This window comes from Clostridioides difficile ATCC 9689 = DSM 1296, from assembly GCF_001077535.1.
Classification (GTDB): domain Bacteria; phylum Bacillota; class Clostridia; order Peptostreptococcales; family Peptostreptococcaceae; genus Clostridioides; species Clostridioides difficile.
In genome coordinates, this window is sequence record NZ_CP011968.1 from 1568843 (window position 1) to 1587073 (window position 18231).

Sequence of the window (18231 nt, forward strand, 5' to 3'; positions counted from 1 at the left end):
GGGGAGTTTAAATGAATAAAGTTGATAAAGAAAAGATACAACATGCAGTAAGAGAAATACTAGAGGCAATTGGGGAAGACCCAGATAGAGAAGGTCTAATCGAAACTCCAAATAGAGTTGCTAGGATGTATGAAGAGATATTCTCTGGTCTTAGTGAAGAACCAAGAGACCATTTAAAAGTTCTTTTTGCAGATGAAAAACATGAAGAGTTAGTATTGGTAAAAGATATTCCATTTTATTCATGTTGTGAGCATCATCTAGTTCCTTTCTTTGGAAAAGCTCATATTGCTTATTTACCAAAAGGAGGAAGACTTACAGGGCTTTCTAAACTTGCTAGAGTAATAGATACATTGGCAAAAAGACCACAATTACAAGAAAGAATCACTAAAAATGCTGCAGATATAATAATGGAAGAATTACAACCTTATGGTGTCTTAGTAGTAGTAGAAGCTGAACATATGTGCATGACAATGAGAGGCGTAAAAAAACCAGGTTCAAAAACTGTTACATCAGCAGTGAGAGGAATATTTGAAAAGGACATTGCGTCTAGAGCCGAGGCTATGAGTTTGATTACTATGAAGTAGCAATTTATTATAGATATAATCATTTATTGAGATAAAATTTAATTTAAGGGAGTGTCATTAATTGTGTTTGATTATGGTAAAAGAACTTATATAATGGGAATATTAAATGTAACTCCAGATAGTTTTTCTGATGGAGGAGATTTTAATAACTTGGACATAGCAATACAACATGCAAAAGATATGGTTGACCAAGGTGCAGATATAATAGACCTAGGAGGAGAGTCTACACGCCCAGGTCATAGCTATGTAGACTCAGACGAAGAGCTAAGAAGAGTAATCCCTGTAATAAAAAAACTTAAACAGGAATTGGATATACCAATATCAATAGACACTTATAAGGCAGATGTTGCAGAAGAAGCATTAAAATTAGGTGTCACTATGGTAAATGATGTTTGGGGCCTTAGAAAAGATAAAAATATGGCTTCTGTAATAGGAAAATATGATGCAGAAGTGTGTATAATGCATAATCAAGATGGGACAAACTATGACAAAGATATAATGGAGTCAATAAAAGACTTTTTTAAGGTAAGTATAGAAATGGCAATGAGTTATGGTGTAAAAAAAGAAAAAATAGTACTTGACCCAGGTGTAGGATTTGGCAAGGATTTTGAACAAAATATTGAAGTATTGAGAAGATTAAATGAATTAAAAGATTTAGGGTATCCTATTTTGCTTGGGACATCCAGAAAATCAGTAATAGGAAAAGTACTTCCAGTTGAGCCTAAAAAAAGATTAGAAGGTACAATAGCTACTACTGTTCTTGGTATAAGAGATGGCGTAGATATAGTTAGAGTACATGATGTTTATGAAAATTTAATGGCAGCTAGAATGACTGATGCAATATATAGAAAGTAGGTATAATATAATGGATAAAATATTACTTAGTAATCTAGGATTCTATGGATATCATGGTGTTCTTAAAGAAGAAAATTTTCTAGGTCAGAAATTCTTTGTCGACATGGAACTTTATATTGATTCAAGAGAAGCAGGTCTTAGTGACGATATAAATAAATCTGTAAGCTATGCCGAGGTTTACAATGTTGTTAAAGATATTACTGAAAATAAACAATTTAATCTTTTGGAGGCTTTAGCGGAAAATATTGCTGAAGAAGTCTTGAATAAATTTATACTTATAAATGGAGTTAGGGTCAGAGTTAGAAAGCCTGAGGCTCCTGTAAATGGTATTTATGACTATTTTGGTGTTGAGATAAGGAGAGCAAGAGATGAATAAGGCTTATTTGGGAATAGGTACTAACATGGGTGATAGATTTGATAATTTATCAAGAGCATGTGAACTTTTGAAAAATAGTGATTCTATATATAAAGTAAAAGAATCAAGCTTATACGAAACAAAACCATGGGGATATACAGAACAAGCAGATTTTCTAAATATGTGTGTAGAAATAGAAACAGAGTTTGAACCTTATGAGTTGTTAGAATATTGTCAAGAAATAGAGAGAGAACTACACAGAGAGAGAATAGTTCATTGGGGACCAAGAACTATAGATGTAGACGTACTATTTTTTAATGATGTAGTTTCCACTGATGAAAGACTAACAATACCTCATCCAAGGATTCAAGATAGAGCTTTCGTTTTGATACCACTTATGGATTTAAATGAAAAACTTATAATAAATGAAAAAACAATAAAAGAACATTTAAACCTCCTATCTGCTGAAGAAAGAGAAGAAGTAAAGGAGCTTGTAGGTTATGAAAGAAAACCTATTTAATAATAATTCAAAGATAGAGATAAATACAAATAACAAAAAGATAACTGTAAAAAAAGATAAACTTATAATAGCTGGACCATGTGCAATAGAGAGTTATGAGCAACTTTTGGAGACTGCTAAATTTGTAAAAAGTCAGGGAGCAAATATTTTAAGAGGTGGAGCATACAAGCCAAGAACATCTCCAAATTCATTTCAAGGATTAAAAAAAGAAGGTCTTGAAATATTAAAAGCGGTTAAAGACGAAGTTGGTATGGCTGTTATTACAGAACTTATGGATGTAAGAGATATGGACGAACTGTATAGTATAAGTGATATAATTCAAATTGGGTCAAGAAATATGCAAAACTTTACTCTTTTAAGTGAAGTGGGAAAACAAAATAAACCTGTTATGTTAAAAAGAGGAATAGCATCCACAATTACTGAATGGATAGGTGCTTCTGAATATATAGCAATAGAAGGAAATAGTAATATTATAATGTGTGAGAGAGGTATAAGAACGTATAATGATTATACTAGAAATACATTAGATTTAGCTGCGGTACCCATTATTCAAAAGGAAACAGGTCTTCCTGTTGTGGTAGACCCAAGCCATGCCACTGGAGTTAGATATTTGGTAAAACCTATGTCACTGGCATCTTTTGCATGTGGAGCAGATGGAATAATGGTAGAAGTACATCCTGACCCAGAAAATGCTTTGTCAGATGGTGCTCAATCTCTTTGCTTTAATGAATTTGAAGATTTAATGAAATCAATTAATAATTATTAAAAGAGGCAAGAGCCTCTTTTTTATTCGTAATCGTTGCTGAGGTAAATTTATAAGTTATAATTTGATAGTTAGATTATTTAATATAAATAAAGATTTAATATTGATAGAATTAATATAAAAAATAAAAATTTTTTGATTAATAAGAAGGATATCAATAAAAAAAGTCGAATTGTGTATATTGAGTGATTGACAAATTTAGAATATAGTGTAGAATAGAAATGTTAACACAAAAAATTACACCAGAAGGTGATAATATGAATGATATAAAAGACATTATTGAAGAAATAAAAGCTAGATGCGATATAGCAAGTATAATATCTGAATATATGAATATAAAACAATCTGGAGCTAATTACAAAGGATTATGTCCATTTCATGGCGAAAAGACACCTTCTTTTTATATAAATACATCAAAACAGATTTATAAGTGTTTTGGTTGTGGTGAAGGTGGAGACGTAATAAATTTTGTCATGAAAATGGAAAATTTGGATTTTATGGATGCTGTAAAAATTTTAGCAAATAAATGCGGTATAGAAATTAATACTAACATGAATGAAGAAACTAGGATTAAAATAGAAAAATCTAAGAAATTTCAAGATATTCATACGGAAGCAGCTAGATTTTATCTTTCAAACTTATTGGGAAGCAAAAATCTTGGGTATGAATATTTAAGAATAAGAGGACTAGATGATAAAATTATTAAGAAATTTGGTTTAGGATTTTCTTTGGATTCATGGAATTCACTTATGAATACTCTAATCAGTAAAGGATATAAAAAACAAGACTTATTGGAGTGCGGTCTAATTGCAAAAAATAGAGATGGAACTAATTGCTATGATAAATTTAGAAATAGAGTTATGTTTCCTATATTCGATTATAGAGGAAATATAATAGGATTTGGGGGAAGAGTATTAGACGATTCTTTGCCAAAATACTTAAATTCTCCAGACACATTAATTTTTAATAAAAAACAGAACTTATACGGATTAAATTTTGCTAGAAAAAATTTAGAAAGTAAAACTATAGTCTTAGTTGAAGGATATATGGATTTAATTTCACTTTATCAGTATGGTATAAAAAATGTAGTAGCAACCCTTGGAACAGCCTTGACTGAACAACAAGGCATTTTAATAAAGAGATATGCGGACACTGCTATTATATCTTATGATTCTGATGAAGCAGGAATAAAAGCGACTTTAAGAGCTATAGATATACTTACTAAATTAGGTATCAATGTAAAAGTGTTAGACTTAAAAGATGCTAAAGACCCAGATGAATTTGTAAGAAAATACGGACTTAGTGATTATAAAAAAGCTATGGATGTTTCTACTCACTACATAAAATATAAAATAGATCATCTTAAAAAAGAATTTAACATTCAAAAAGATGAAGAACGAGTGAAGTTCGCAAAAGAAGCTTCTAAAATTATAAAACAATTGACAAGTCCTGTTGAAATTGATTTTTATACAAAGTATTTAAGCAATCAAATAGATATTAATGTCGAGTCTATAAAGAGAGAAGTTTATGGTAAAAATTACAATAAGCCATATAATAACAAAAATCAAAAGAAAATAGAAGAAAAAGTAATTGAAAAAGTCGAAGTCAGACAAGACGGAAAACAATTAGTTGAAGAAACTCTAATAAAAATAATGTTAGAAGACAAAAAAATTAGAGAAATAGCGTTACTTAAAGTAGAAGAAAGTGATTTTTTATTGAAAGAAAGTAAAGAAATTTTAAATTACATGATTAAAAATCAAGAATTGGACAAAATAACTATTGACAAATTGAAAAGTTTAAACATATCCGAAGAATACTTAAAAGAATTAAATTCAATTTCTTTGAATAGTATAAACTTAGAGAACACAAAAGAAATAGAAGGAATAATAACAAATATCAGAAAAAACTCATTAGAAGAGCAAATTAATAGCTTGTTGAGAGAACAACAAGAATTAGAAAATAATAATGATATGAAAGAGGTAGATGGTAGAGTTATGGAAATTGCTTTAAAAATAGTTGAGATAAATAAAATTTTAAAGAGCTTGTAGAGAAAGGAGGTTTGAGTGTGGAAAATAAATCGAATAAAAAAGAGTTAAAAAAGGTTACTGCTAAGACATTAATAGAAAAAGGAAAAAAGCAAGGTTCTCTGACACTTGCAGAGATAATGGAAGCTTTTTCGGAGACTGAACTTGATAAGGATCAAGTAGAAAATCTTTATGAGACTTTAGGAAATTTGGGAATAGAAATAACAGAAACAAAAAACTATAAAGCTGATATAGATTTTTCGGTTGCTGATGACGATTTAAGTATAGGCCACTTAGATGAAGATGCAGAGGCAATTTCACATGATGACTCTTCTGCAATAGAAATAGAAACTGTGGATTTATCTTTACCAAAAGGGATAAGTATAGATGACCCTGTAAGAATGTACTTAAAAGAAATAGGAAAAATTCCTCTACTTAAACCACATGAAGAAGTAGAATTTGCTAGAAGGATGCACGAAGGTGATGAGATAGCAAAACAAAGGTTAGTTGAAGCAAACTTAAGACTAGTTGTAAGTATAGCAAAAAGATATGTAGGAAGAGGTATGCTTTTCTTGGATTTAATACAAGAGGGAAATTTAGGTCTTATAAAAGCAGTCGAAAAATTTGACTATACAAAAGGATATAAGTTTAGTACTTATGCAACATGGTGGATAAGACAAGCTATAACACGTGCTATTGCAGACCAAGCTAGAACTATAAGAATACCAGTTCATATGGTAGAGACTATAAATAAGCTAATAAGAGTATCAAGACAACTACTTCAAGAACTTGGAAGAGATCCAAAACCAGAAGAAATTGCAAAAGAAATGGAAATGACAGAAGATAAAGTAAGAGAAATAATGAAAATAGCTCAAGACCCTGTGTCTTTAGAAACACCAATAGGAGAAGAAGAAGATAGCCATTTAGGTGACTTTATTCCAGATGATGATGCTCCAGCCCCAGCAGAGGCAGCAGCATATTCTTTATTAAAAGAACAAATAGAAGATGTACTTGGTTCATTAAATGATAGAGAACAAAAAGTATTAAAGCTTAGATTTGGTCTTGAGGATGGTAGAGCCAGAACTCTTGAGGAAGTTGGAAAAGAGTTTGATGTAACTAGAGAGAGAATAAGACAGATAGAAGCAAAAGCACTAAGAAAACTAAGACATCCAAGTAGATCAAAAAAACTTAGAGATTATTTAGACTAAAAAGATACATCATTGATGTTTTTGTGATAAATGCCATGAGATAAGTGATATCTCATGGCTATTTTGTAGTAAAGATTTAATTTTATTTTTGTAGTTATTTCAGTCTAATATCTATAACTTGGATTAAATCCTATAAATAAAGGGAATTGAAAGGAGAATTATATTTGAAATTAACAGATAGATTATTGAAAATAGCATCATTAGCGTCAGATGGTAAAAAAATAGCTGATATAGGGACGGACCACGGATACATACCAGTATATTTGTTAAAAGAGGGAAAAGTACCATTTGCAGTGCTAGCGGATGTTAATAAAGGACCTCTTGACAATGCACATAAAGAAGTCATACAGAACAATCTTTTAGATAAAGTTGATTTACGATTGGGTTCTGGTATAGAGATACTTGAAATAGGGGAAGTAGAAGAAGTGATAATTGCTGGTATGGGTGGAATCTTGATAAGTGAGCTTCTCGAAGCTAAAAAAGAAGTAGCACATAATGTAGAAAAATTAATATTACAGCCAATGCAAGCACAAGAAGAACTTAGATATTACCTTTTAAACAACGGATATGAAATTTTAGAAGAAGTTTTAGTGAGAGAAGATTTTAGAATATATGAGATAATTGTTGCCAAATATACAGGTAAAAATACTATAATAGAAGATGAGATATATTATGAGGTTGGAATAAAGCTTTTAGAAAACAAAGATTCTCTTTTTAATGATTTTATAGAAAAAAAGATAAAGACATATAGTTCTATAGTTAATAAATTAGAAGGGAAAAATGGGGAAGCTATAGATAAGAAGAGAAAGGAAAGCGAAGTTGCAATAAAAAAACTTGAAAATTTAATAAAATAAATAGGAGGTATATATGCTATTAAAGAGTCTAACTAGAAAAATTGAAAAAAAGTATCCTCTAAACTTAGCAGAGGATTGGGATAATGTAGGTCTTATAGTTGGAGATTTTGATATGGATGTAAAAAAGGTATTGGTATCTTTAGAAGCTAATGAAGATGTTATTGATGAAGCTATATCCAAAAATATAGATTTAATTGTGACACATCATCCTTTTATATTTGGGAAAATTAATAAAATTAATAGTGGAGATTTAAAAGGCAGACTTATCCAAAAACTTATTAAAAATGATATATCACTTTATTCTATGCATACGAATTTTGATATAGCATTTGATGGTCTAAATGACTATTTTATGGAAATTATGGAATTTGGTAATTCAAAGGTTTTAGATATAACTAAAAGCGAAAATTTGTATAAATTAGCAGTATACGTTCCACATAACTATTCAGATGAACTTAGAAAGGTTTTAAGTAATTCAGGAGCAGGTCATATAGGGAATTATAGTGATTGTACGTTTTCAACAGAAGGTGAAGGACAATTTAAGCCATTAGAAGGCTCTAATCCGTTTCTTGGAAGTGTAAATGATATAGAAACTGTAAATGAAGTTAAAATTGAAACTGTAGTACCACAGAAGCTTTTAGGTGGGGTAATAAGTTCTATGTTAGATGCACATCCTTATGAAGAAGTTGCATATGATTTGTACAAGTTAGAAAATAAAGGTGAGATATTTGGACTAGGTAGAATAAGTAAACTTGATAAAAGTATGACATTAGAAAGTCTTTCAAGGAAAATAAAAGAGAAATTAAATATGAAACACATAAGAGTAGTTGGAAACCTTAGTACAGACATAACGAAAGTAGCCGTTGTAACAGGAGCTGGTTCAGAATTTGTAAAAAAAGCTAAGAGACAAGGTGCAGAAGTACTAATTACGGGTGATGTAAAGTATCATGAGGCACAAGATGCACTTGATATTGGAATGTGTATAGTGGATTGTGGTCATTTTGATACAGAAGATATATTCAAAAATGTTATGAAGAGATTTTTAGATGAATTTAGTGAAATTGAAGTAATAAAGAGTAATGTATATTTGAATCCATTTAGTACTATTTAGCAGTGTTTGATAATAAAAATACTATATAAAAAATAAATTTGAGTTTAATTAGGGGGATAATGATGAAAGTAGCAGTAATTTTTCATAGTGTTTGTGGGAGTACATATTTATTAGCTAGAGAATATAAAGAAGCGCTTGAAGAAATGAATATCGAGGTAGATATATTTAGAGTAAGTGACGAAGTTGCAAAAACACTTCCTCAATATTATTTGATAAATTCCAAAGAATACAAAGACGAATTTGAAAGTATAAATGTAATTAAATCTGGAAAAGAAATATTAGATTATGATGCTATATTTATGGGTTCACCAACATATTATGGAAATGTATCTGGACCAATGAAGATGTTTATGGATAGTTTTTCTGATATTTGGGTAGGTGCTCCTTTGAGTGGTAAAATATTTGGTTGTTTTGCTACAGCAGGTTCACAACATGGAGGAGGAGAATTAGCTTTGCAAGCTATGAATATATTTGCCCAACATATGGGAATGACTCTTTTGTCAGTTCCATGTTCAGTAAGAGGAGGTTATCCAGCGTATGGAATACTTCATATAGCAGGAGATAATTCTGATATAAGACCAAATGATGATGCCAAGATGGGTATAAGAGATTATCTAAAAAGACTTAACATATAAGAATATCATATAAAAATACCTAAAAGCGACTGTATATACTTTTAGGTATTTTTACTTAATTATAAACGTGAAGCTTTACCAGAAATATGGTCAATTTCTATTTTAACAACAGTTGTTAAGTTCATATCCTTCTCTATGTACTTCATGCCTTCTTCAAAGAATCCTTTAGAATATTTTTTTATTATTTCTACAAGAGCATTTTTCTTTTCTTCATTTTCTACAGTGCAAGCTTTTCCAAAAACTATAGCACTAGAATAAGTAGTACTAAATTTATCTGGAATAACACTTTCATTAGCAACTACTAAAAAAGAAACTTTGTTGTTTTTCGATATATTATCTAACTTATGCCCATTTCTTGCACAATGAAAGTAAATAGAATCATTAAAGTATACATAATTTACAGCAACTCCATAAGGATAACCATTTTCAGATATAGTGGAAAAAGTACCAAATTCACCATTTTTTAATACTTCAACAGTATCTTCTTTTGTCATTTCTCTTTTTTTCAATCTCATTTCTTTAAACATAATATCATCCTTTCTAATTTTGATGCTTAAATTAAATTTTAGAACATTTATAAAGATTATGCTATGTTTTTTACAAATTTTAAGAAAAAAATATAGTTTAAGATAAAAGGTAGTGAAAGAGAAGCTATTTGGAGGTTTATTTATGATATTATTGTTAGAGTAGTATAAACAATACTAATAAATTTAATAGCTGGTTTCTTGTTATTTAAGGTAGTAAGCATGTCTATAAGAAGGGGAAGTTATCGAGGGTAGAAGTTGTTATTTATAACGATATTATAAAGAAAATATTATTATATAAAATAATAAATAGTAAAGAGGTATCAAGTTGAATATAATACTTAATACCTCTTCAAAATTAAGTTATAAAAGTGTTGTGGGAATTGTCCTATACATGGTAAGGAGATAATAAAGAATGTATCTTTAAAGTCTCAACTAAACAGCAAAATTTATCCAACAAACATACAATAAATGCTTCTTTGTATCTAGGTGGCTTAACAGTAAGTGGCCACATGTGTTTTAAAATTATGTCCGTTTCTTTTTCATTTATTTGAAAAAATAAAGTTGCATTTTTTAATGCTTCTCTAGGGTGAGTAAATCCATGTAATCCTTTTCTATCACCTTTGTAATGCCAATCATAAAGAAAAAAGTCGTGTAGTAAAGCTCCTCTAATAACACTTTGAATATCAACACTTAAGTGCAATTTTTTACATAATAGATAACTATAATATGCTACTGACAAACTATGTTCAAGACATGAAACATTGCCATGATGAGGAAATGTTCTCATAAGTTGAACTTTTTCAGAAGAAAGTATCTCAGAAGCACATTCATTAAAATATTTGATTTCAGCTTTTGACAACATTATGAAAATCTCCATTCTTAGTAATATATAAATACTATACTTCAACGATAATATGAAATATTTCTTATCCTACAAAATATAATACCCAATAATACAAGTAAGATACCTTTTATGGTATTTTAAAGTAAGAGAGATTTTATTAGGCTAAACAATGAAAAAATTAAAAGTAAAGCTATAGCAATATATAGTATTTTTCCAAGAGGATTGCCAAAATTTATAGTCCATCCAATACCAAACCTTTTATTAACCATTAATGATGGGTCATTTGGATTATTATACATGATGCCTGCTATCCAATACTTCTCATCTTCTTCTGGAGAATAAGATGAGTTGAATTTTAAATTTGGGGAATTAATATATGTTGCTATTAAATAAATTATAACTAAAAGCGTTGTAATATTCATAGCAGTTGATAGTTTTGTTTTTATTGATAAAAGAGTAGTAAAAAACTGTGTTGTCATTATAATCATCAATATTAAAAACAAATAACCAATTTTATTTAAATATTTAATGTTTTCAACTCTACTTTCTTCAATTCTATTTGTATCTATCTTAATCCTTGACTTTATGGATCCAATGGAAGTTATATATAATAAAACCATTAAACAAAAGTCAGTACCGATTAATTTAAATACATTAAGAAATGATTTATCTATAAAAACATCAGGAGACCCATTTATGTTCCAATGAGTGGCAATTGAGTCTGGCAATTGATTATAATTAAATGCTATAAAAATACTCATTCCCAAAGTAAATAGTATCGGTATTAAATAGATTATTTTAAATTTTTTTATTATTTTATTTTTCTTATTTATAAAATCCATATCTACTATTAATTTTGAATCTATATCTATATGACCTAATTTAGCATAAATTTCTAATTTAAGCTTCTTAGCTTTTTTATGTGTATGAATATATAGTATACTTTCATATAATAAAAAACCTATAATACCAATAAAATAGGAAAGTTCCAATTTATTAAATGTAAAAACCAGAATAAAAACTAATATAAAGTCTATAATAAAACCTAAAGATAATAGTTTTTTAAATTTTTTATCTAACTTTATAAAGTAATTATAATTTTTATGCTCTTGGTCTATAGAAACTCCATAGATGTGTTTTTTACCTACAAAATAGGGCATAAAATAAAATGTAGCATACATCAAAATTAGAACTGGAAATATTGTAAATAGACATTCAATCTTACTCATAATATTTCACCTCATACTTGTCAAATAAACTTGAACTTAGTGACAAAAATTCTTCTTTACTAATACCTGATAAATAAGATTTTGCCACCAATAATTCCAAGTCAAGTTTATTTTTTTGACGAGTTGTATTATCTATTTTCATTGGTAGTTGAGCTACAATAGCACCTTTTCTTCTATCAATATTTAAGAATCCCTCTTCTTTTAATTCATTGTAGGATTTGTTCACTGTATGTAAATTTACACCAATATTTTCAGCCATACTTCTTACAGATGGAAGTGATTCATTTATTTTCAATTCTCCTGAAGCTATAGCCTTAGTTATTTCTTCTTTAATTTGTACATAAATAGATTTATCACTATTAAAATCTAAATTTAAAACCATAAAAAACCTCCATTATGCTTTATAAATGAAAACGATTGTTATATACATAGTATAACATAAAAAATAATAACAAACACAAAATATAAGTTTATATTTTGTAAAAATTGTAATTTAAAAAATAACATAATTTTTATTAAAATAATACAGATACTATTTATAGATAGAAATAAAAATTAGAAAGGAGAAAAAATATGTTAACATATTTAATGAAAAGACAAATGCATAAAAAAGATGATGGAATGAGTAAACCAATGATGATTACAGGAGCTGTAATTACAGGTGTAGGAGCATATGCTGTATATAAAATGGTAAAAAGCCATAAATCTAATTCTCAAATGGTCAATACAAATTATTATGGAAATAGCGATTATGATGATTATAAATATGACGAATTTGATTATGACTGTGATTGTAGAGACACAAAACAAGATTATGAATATGAAGAATTAAAAAAAAAAGTAAAAGAATTTAATTCAAGAAGAATAAATTGTGAAAATTGTCCACATGTTTCTCAAGAAGAAATGATGCAATATGTAAATAGTGTTAAAGATGTAAAGGAAGAGATTGATTTACATGAAGATGCTAAAAAAGATAATATTTACAAAGAAGATGAATACAAAAAATATGAAGAAGAATAAGTAATATTTTGTATAACTGAACAAATAGTAATGTCAAATTATTTAATATCTAGTTTTAATATGTAAGTTGTAACTTAACTTGAAAGAATCAGTATCATTCTTTAGATAGTTAAGTAACAACTTACATTTTATTTTTATAAATTTTAATAGTTCTTTGTGACTATTTTGTAATTTTAGAAATATTTTAGTATCCATGGTAATTGTGTATAATAAAACTTGTATAGATAGATAGTATGAAATTAAGCAGATAGTTTAAAATTAAAATGAAAAGAAAGGAAATAGTTATGTTAAAGTTGTTGATAGTTGAAGATGACAGTACTATATCTTTTGGAATAAAGTATGCTTTAGAACAAGAAGGATTTAGTATAGATATATCAAAGGATTTATCTAGTGGAAAAGAAATGATTTCTTCTAATGAATATAGCATGATACTGTTGGATGTTACATTGCCAGATGGAACTGGTTATGAGCTTTGTCAATATATAAGAGGATTCTCTCAGGTTCCTATAATATTCTTGACTGCTTGTGATGAAGAAGTAAATATTGTAATGGGTCTCGATATAGGTGGAGATGATTATATAACAAAACCTTTTAGAATTAGAGAATTAATATCCAGAATAAAAGCTGTTTTAAGAAGAAAAGGTAATACTTCAGAAGAAAATAAGAAAATACTTAAATTTGGAGATTTAAGTATATATACATTAGAAGCTAGAGTATATAAAAATGATAAAGAAATATTTCTGACATCAGTTGAATATAAACTTCTTTTAATTCTTATACAGAATAAAAATACTGTTTTAAGTAGAACTCAAATATTGGAAAAACTTTGGGATGTAACTTATGATTTTGTAAACGACAATACTCTAACTGTTTATATAAAAAGGCTTAGAGAAAAAATAGGTGATGATTTATGTGAACCAATCTACATAGAAACTGTAAGGGGGATTGGTTATAAATGGATAGGAAGTGAAAATAGTGTTTCTATATAATCCAGAAGTGAAGAAGTTTTTAAGTAAGTATGTTACTTTGATGTTTATTGTTATCATAATATCTATTGGATTTAGCATAATCAACGTGTCCTTAACTAAAGAGATGGTTGTAAGAAATAATCAGGCTATAATAGGAACTTTATCAAGCAAGTATCCAAACTTGGAAAGTCAGATAGTAGACATAATAACTCAAGGGAAGTCTATGGAGAACATAGATTATGGTCAGAAAATATTAATTAAGTATAATTATGATAAATCTATTAGGATAAACTCTGAGCCTATTATTTCTAAATTAGTTTTAGAGACTATCAAAATAAATATAATATTAGTATGTATAATATTTATTTTGATATTTGTGTTGGTTGTTAGATATTTTACGTCAATTTACAATGATTTATCAGATATGACTAAGTATGTTTACTATAGTTCAGAGGGTAAGCCATTTGATATGAAAAACAAGAATCAAGAAGGGCAGATAGGTCTTCTAAAAACTGAACTCTTAAAGATGACAACAATTCTTAATGAAAAGGTTGAACTTTTAAAAAGAGAAAAGATATTTTTAAACAATACAATTTCCGATATATCACATCAATTAAAAACTCCTATGACTTCTTTAATAATGTTGAATGATTTATTATATAATGATGTACCATACGAAGTAAAAATCGATTTTTTAAATAAGATAAAAAATCAATTAAATAGAATGGATTGGTTGATTAAAAGCATGCTTAAATTATCAAAGGTAGAAGCAAAAGTGATAAATTTTAAAAAAGATAAGGTAAAATTTAGTGAACTCATACATAGAGCAATGCTATCTATGAAAATACCTATGGAGATTAAAAATCAAAAACTGACTATAGAGGGAAATGATAATGTATCTTATATTGGTGATATTGATTGGTCCGTGGAAGCATTAGTGAATATAATCAAAAATTGTGTAGAACATACTCCTGAATTTGGAAATATAATTATAACCTATAAAGAAAATCCATTATTTTCTGAACTAATAATAAAAGATGAGGGTGAAGGTATAGATAAAAAAGATATACCACATGTATTTAAACGATTCTATAGAGGAAGAAGTAGTTCAAAAGAAGATAGTGTAGGAATAGGTCTTGCAATGTCAAAATCTATAATAGAAAGCCAAAATGGCGATATATATGTAAACAGCGAAAAAGGTAAGGGTACAGAATTTCATATAATATTTCATAAAATGTATGATAGTGACTAATCTGTAATATTTAATTCACTTTATAGTAATAGCCAAAACCTAATATATGAAGTATAGAATATAAATATTGGAGGTAGTTATGGAAATTTTAAGAGTAGAAAATCTAACTAAAAGTTATGGTAAAAATGAAACAAAAGTTGATGCTATAAAAAATGTAAGTTTATCAGTTGAAAAAGGAACGTTTATAGCAATAACAGGTCCAAGTGGAAGTGGTAAAAGTACCTTATTACATTTATTAGGAGGAGTTGACAGACCAACTAGTGGTAAGGTTTATATAAATGATGTTGATATATATAATTTAAAAACTAAGGATTTGGCGATATTTAGAAGAAGAAATATAGGTCTTATATATCAATTTTACAACTTAATTCCAGTCTTAAATGTGAAGGAAAATATATTGCTTCCAGCAGAGCTTGACAATAGAGATATTGATAGAGAATATTTTGATGATTTAATGAAAACATTAGGTCTAATTGATAGAGAAAAGCACCTTCCAAACCAATTATCAGGAGGTCAACAACAGAGAACCTCTATAGGACGTGCATTAATTAATAGACCTTCTATAATATTAGCAGATGAGCCAACAGGTAATTTAGATAGTAAAAATTCAAAGGAAATATTAGAATTGTTAAAATTGTCAGTAAAAAAATACAACCAGACACTAATAATGATAACTCATGACAAAAATATGGCACTTCAAGCTGATAGAATTATAAGCATAGAAGATGGAATCATAAAAAGTGATGAGGTGATGTAGATGAATTTATATACATCACTAACTATTAGATACTTAAAACAAAATAAAAGAAGAACCATTGTAACCATAATTGGTATAATACTTTCAACAGCTTTAATTTGTGGTATAGGAAATATATTTGAAAGTTTTATGGATTATCAAATGAGAGAAACTATAAAGAATGATGGAAGTTTCCATGTTACATTTTATGATGTAAATAGAAAAAATGTGGAATATGTAACGAAATCAGCTGAAATAGAAAAACATGCATTTACCAAACAACTTGGATATTCTAAATTAGAAAATAGTGAAAATGCTATATTAAGTATAAAGCAATATGATAAAAATGCAATAAACGGATATAAAGTTTCTATAAAAGAAGGTAGATTTCCAGCTAAGGAAGGAGAAATTGTTTTAAGTGAAAGTATTATTAATCTTATAGATGATAAGTTAAAAATAGGAGATAAGATAACTTTAAAAGTAGGGGATATGTTTGACTCAAGCAAGAAAAAGATTGATAGTATGACATTTCATGAAGGTGATTATATAGCAAATGAAAAAGATAGAACTTTTAAAGTTGTTGGTATAATTGAAAAACCTGGGTTTGAACGTTATAATGGAATTGCAACAGCTATAGCCTACTTTAATCCTATGAATAATTACAATGATACAATTAATGTATCAGTAGCAGTAAGAAATCCTAAAGATGTGTATAAGATAAGTAATAAAATAAGTAAAAATATATATTCAAATAAAGATAAAGAAGCAGTTTCCGATATGATAAAATACAATGAACATTTATTGAGGTTACAAGGTGCTAGTAAGTATTCAAATATAAATAGCTCTATAAAGTCTATAATTATAGCAGTAACTATTTTAGTAATCATATGTACAATTGCTACAGTGTACAATTCCTTTAGTATTTCTATAAATGAACGAAAAAAACAGTTTGGGATATTAAATTCTATAGGTGCTACATCTAGTCAAATTAAAAGATTAGTTTTTATAGAAGGTATTATAATTAGTTTAATTGGTATACCAATAGGACTAATATCTGGAACAGTAGCTATAGACCTATTGTTTAAAATTATAAATAAGTATTTTACTGAATCGGTTGTTACTAAGATGAGTTTGCAGATAGTGTATAATCCAATAATAATTATTGTTAGTATAATAATAGTTTTGCTTACAATCTTTATATCAATTCTACTACCTGCAATATCGGCTTCTAATATTTCTCCCCTTAATGTGATTAAAAATACTGGAGAGTATAAAGTGGGCAAAATCAAAAGCTCAAGACTTATTAAAATGATTTTTAAAACTGAAGGAGTACTTGCATATAAAAATATTAGGAGAAATAGAAAAAAATTTATAATAACTCTTTTTTCTTTAATGGTAAGTATAATAATATTTATATCTTTTAGTGGCTTTACATTACTTTTACTAAGAGGTGAAGAAATTAGAAATTCTCAAAGAAAATATGATTTGTATTTAACTGCAAAGAACACAGCTAGGTCTGTAGAGGATACTATAAGTGAACTAGAAGATATTGATGGGATAAAAAACTTTGAATTGGCAACAGGACAATATGTGTCTATAAGAGTAAGTGAAAATAAAATAAATAAATCCAAGGAAGATTTAATCAGGAAATATTATCAAAAATATAAGATTGGAGATAGTTATGAATATGATTTCAGTAATAATGAATTAATTTTTCCAGGAGATTTTGCAGTAAAAAACAAAATAAATAACTTAGTACAGGGCTCTTTTAATAAAGAGAGAGCAATTGAAGAAAATGGTGTTATATTAGTTAGAAAAAGTGCATTTGAAGAAAATGGGAAGAAAGGTGTAGTAGAACTTACCAACTATAAAGTAGGAGATACAGTAAATTGTGAATATCTTGATGAAAATGCCTTAAGTAAAAAAGTAAAGGTCAAGATTCTTGCTATAACTGATGAAGAACGTCTAGGTCTTGGTTATCAAAATATGGGGTTACAATTTATAACTTATGATGAAGTTGCTAAAAATTTAAATTTAAAATTAAGTAAAAGCCTTATATTTATTGATTCAGGAGGAAGCATTAAGACTAAGAAGGAAATAGAAGCTTTGGCAAATAAAAATAATTTTAACTTTTATGATGAAAGTGCAAGCAATGAAAGTGAAAAACAAGATTTAAAGGTTATTAAAATATTTGTATATGGTTTTATAGTAGTGATATCTTTAGTGAGTGTTACAAATATTCTAAATACAGTAAGTACAAGTATAAATCTAAGAAAAAGAGAACTTGCAGTAATACAATCTATAGGGGTTACTCCTAAAGGATTTAGGAAAATGATATATTTAGAAAGTTTTATATATGGTATACTGTCATTGTTGTTTGGAATACCAATTAGTATTGGTATAATTCTAATTATGAATAAACTTATTTCAGGTGTAATTGAATTTTCTCCGATTATACCGTGGACAGCCATAGTTATCTGTATAGTAAGTGTTTTTATAATAACTTTTATAGCAGGGTATATACCAATGAGTAAATTAAATAAAGAAAATATAATAGATAATATAAGAAGAGAAAGTATATAGATATAAAAATAATTCTTAACTATATAAAATATTATTAAAATCATTTAAGTGGTATAAAATATTATTATATCACTTAAATGATTTTTTATTTATATAAGAAATCTAATAATAAATTACTAGAGGTATTTAACTATTTAGAAAGAATTGGTATTATATAAAGTAA

19 protein-coding genes are annotated in these 18231 nt (G+C 27.7%); 15 read left to right on the forward strand and 4 right to left on the reverse strand.

Annotated elements, in window-relative coordinates:
* Positions 1–11: 11 nt before the first annotated feature.
* The 10 genes from folE to CDIF1296T_RS07705 all read left to right on the forward strand — a co-directional run bounded on the left by folE (position 12) and on the right by CDIF1296T_RS07705 (position 8909).
* Positions 12–584: a GTP cyclohydrolase I FolE gene (gene folE / locus CDIF1296T_RS07660; RefSeq protein WP_003429416.1), complete on the forward strand. Its 573-nt coding sequence runs from the start codon at positions 12–14 to the stop codon at positions 582–584.
* A 63-nt stretch (positions 585–647) separates the two neighbouring features.
* Entirely contained in the window at positions 648–1439 is a 792-nt protein-coding gene (folP, locus tag CDIF1296T_RS07665) for a dihydropteroate synthase (protein WP_009896369.1), read from the forward strand.
* A 10-nt stretch (positions 1440–1449) separates the two neighbouring features.
* A complete protein-coding gene (folB, locus tag CDIF1296T_RS07670) occupies positions 1450–1815 on the forward strand; it encodes a dihydroneopterin aldolase (protein ID WP_009896371.1) in 366 nt (121 codons plus the stop codon).
* The gene (folK, locus tag CDIF1296T_RS07675; RefSeq protein WP_009896372.1) at positions 1808–2314 is read left to right on the forward strand and encodes a 2-amino-4-hydroxy-6-hydroxymethyldihydropteridine diphosphokinase; all 507 of its coding nucleotides are present in this window, start codon (positions 1808–1810) and stop codon (positions 2312–2314) included. Before folB ends, folK begins: the two co-directional genes overlap by 8 nt.
* Positions 2295–3080: a 3-deoxy-7-phosphoheptulonate synthase gene (gene aroF / locus CDIF1296T_RS07680; protein WP_003419887.1), complete on the forward strand. Its 786-nt coding sequence runs from the start codon at positions 2295–2297 to the stop codon at positions 3078–3080. Before folK ends, aroF begins: the two co-directional genes overlap by 20 nt.
* Before the next feature lie 254 nt (positions 3081–3334).
* The gene (dnaG, locus tag CDIF1296T_RS07685) at positions 3335–5125 is read left to right on the forward strand and encodes a DNA primase (protein ID WP_009896376.1); all 1791 of its coding nucleotides are present in this window, start codon (positions 3335–3337) and stop codon (positions 5123–5125) included.
* Between the two features lie 17 nt (positions 5126–5142).
* Positions 5143–6309 (forward strand): RNA polymerase sigma factor RpoD, encoded by a 1167-nt coding sequence (gene rpoD / locus CDIF1296T_RS07690; RefSeq protein WP_003429425.1) that lies wholly within the window; start codon positions 5143–5145, stop codon positions 6307–6309.
* A gap of 164 nt (positions 6310–6473) precedes the next feature.
* Positions 6474–7163, forward strand: coding sequence for a tRNA (adenine(22)-N(1))-methyltransferase (locus CDIF1296T_RS07695; RefSeq protein ID WP_009896377.1), 690 nt, complete (start codon positions 6474–6476; stop codon positions 7161–7163).
* Between the two features lie 13 nt (positions 7164–7176).
* Entirely contained in the window at positions 7177–8274 is a 1098-nt protein-coding gene (locus CDIF1296T_RS07700; protein WP_009896378.1) for a Nif3-like dinuclear metal center hexameric protein, read from the forward strand.
* Positions 8275–8336: 62 nt separating this feature from the next.
* Entirely contained in the window at positions 8337–8909 is a 573-nt protein-coding gene (locus CDIF1296T_RS07705; protein WP_009896380.1) for a flavodoxin family protein, read from the forward strand.
* 59 nt (positions 8910–8968) lie between these two features.
* On the opposite strand, the gene CDIF1296T_RS07710 is transcribed toward CDIF1296T_RS07705, so the two are convergent.
* The 4 genes from CDIF1296T_RS07710 to CDIF1296T_RS07725 all read right to left on the reverse strand — a co-directional run bounded on the left by CDIF1296T_RS07710 (position 8969) and on the right by CDIF1296T_RS07725 (position 11891).
* Positions 8969–9436 (reverse strand): pyridoxamine 5'-phosphate oxidase family protein, encoded by a 468-nt coding sequence (locus tag CDIF1296T_RS07710; protein WP_003429434.1) that lies wholly within the window; start codon positions 9434–9436, stop codon positions 8969–8971.
* Positions 9437–9821: 385 nt separating this feature from the next.
* A complete protein-coding gene (locus tag CDIF1296T_RS07715) occupies positions 9822–10298 on the reverse strand; it encodes an HD domain-containing protein (protein WP_009896384.1) in 477 nt (158 codons plus the stop codon).
* 119 nt (positions 10299–10417) lie between these two features.
* Positions 10418–11509 carry a DUF5808 domain-containing protein gene (locus CDIF1296T_RS07720; protein WP_009896386.1) on the reverse strand — a complete coding sequence of 364 codons (1092 nt, stop codon included), beginning with the start codon at positions 11507–11509 and terminating at the stop codon, positions 10418–10420.
* Positions 11502–11891, reverse strand: coding sequence for a GntR family transcriptional regulator (locus CDIF1296T_RS07725; protein WP_003429441.1), 390 nt, complete (start codon positions 11889–11891; stop codon positions 11502–11504). The genes CDIF1296T_RS07720 and CDIF1296T_RS07725 overlap by 8 nt, the downstream gene beginning before the upstream one ends.
* Positions 11892–12082: 191 nt before the next feature.
* Here CDIF1296T_RS07725 and CDIF1296T_RS07730 point away from each other — a divergent pair, with 191 nt between their 5' ends.
* The 5 genes from CDIF1296T_RS07730 to CDIF1296T_RS07750 all read left to right on the forward strand — a co-directional run bounded on the left by CDIF1296T_RS07730 (position 12083) and on the right by CDIF1296T_RS07750 (position 18068).
* On the forward strand, positions 12083–12529 hold the full coding sequence (locus CDIF1296T_RS07730; protein WP_009896388.1) for a hypothetical protein: 447 nt from the start codon (positions 12083–12085) through the stop codon (positions 12527–12529).
* 284 nt (positions 12530–12813) lie between these two features.
* The gene (locus CDIF1296T_RS07735; RefSeq protein ID WP_011861224.1) at positions 12814–13518 is read left to right on the forward strand and encodes a response regulator transcription factor; all 705 of its coding nucleotides are present in this window, start codon (positions 12814–12816) and stop codon (positions 13516–13518) included.
* The gene (locus tag CDIF1296T_RS07740) at positions 13496–14749 is read left to right on the forward strand and encodes a sensor histidine kinase (protein WP_018112764.1); all 1254 of its coding nucleotides are present in this window, start codon (positions 13496–13498) and stop codon (positions 14747–14749) included. The genes CDIF1296T_RS07735 and CDIF1296T_RS07740 overlap by 23 nt, the downstream gene beginning before the upstream one ends.
* Before the next feature lie 79 nt (positions 14750–14828).
* Positions 14829–15506: an ABC transporter ATP-binding protein gene (locus tag CDIF1296T_RS07745; RefSeq protein ID WP_003438655.1), complete on the forward strand. Its 678-nt coding sequence runs from the start codon at positions 14829–14831 to the stop codon at positions 15504–15506.
* The gene (locus CDIF1296T_RS07750) at positions 15507–18068 is read left to right on the forward strand and encodes an ABC transporter permease (protein ID WP_009896392.1); all 2562 of its coding nucleotides are present in this window, start codon (positions 15507–15509) and stop codon (positions 18066–18068) included.
* The last annotated feature ends 163 nt before the right edge of the window (positions 18069–18231 follow it).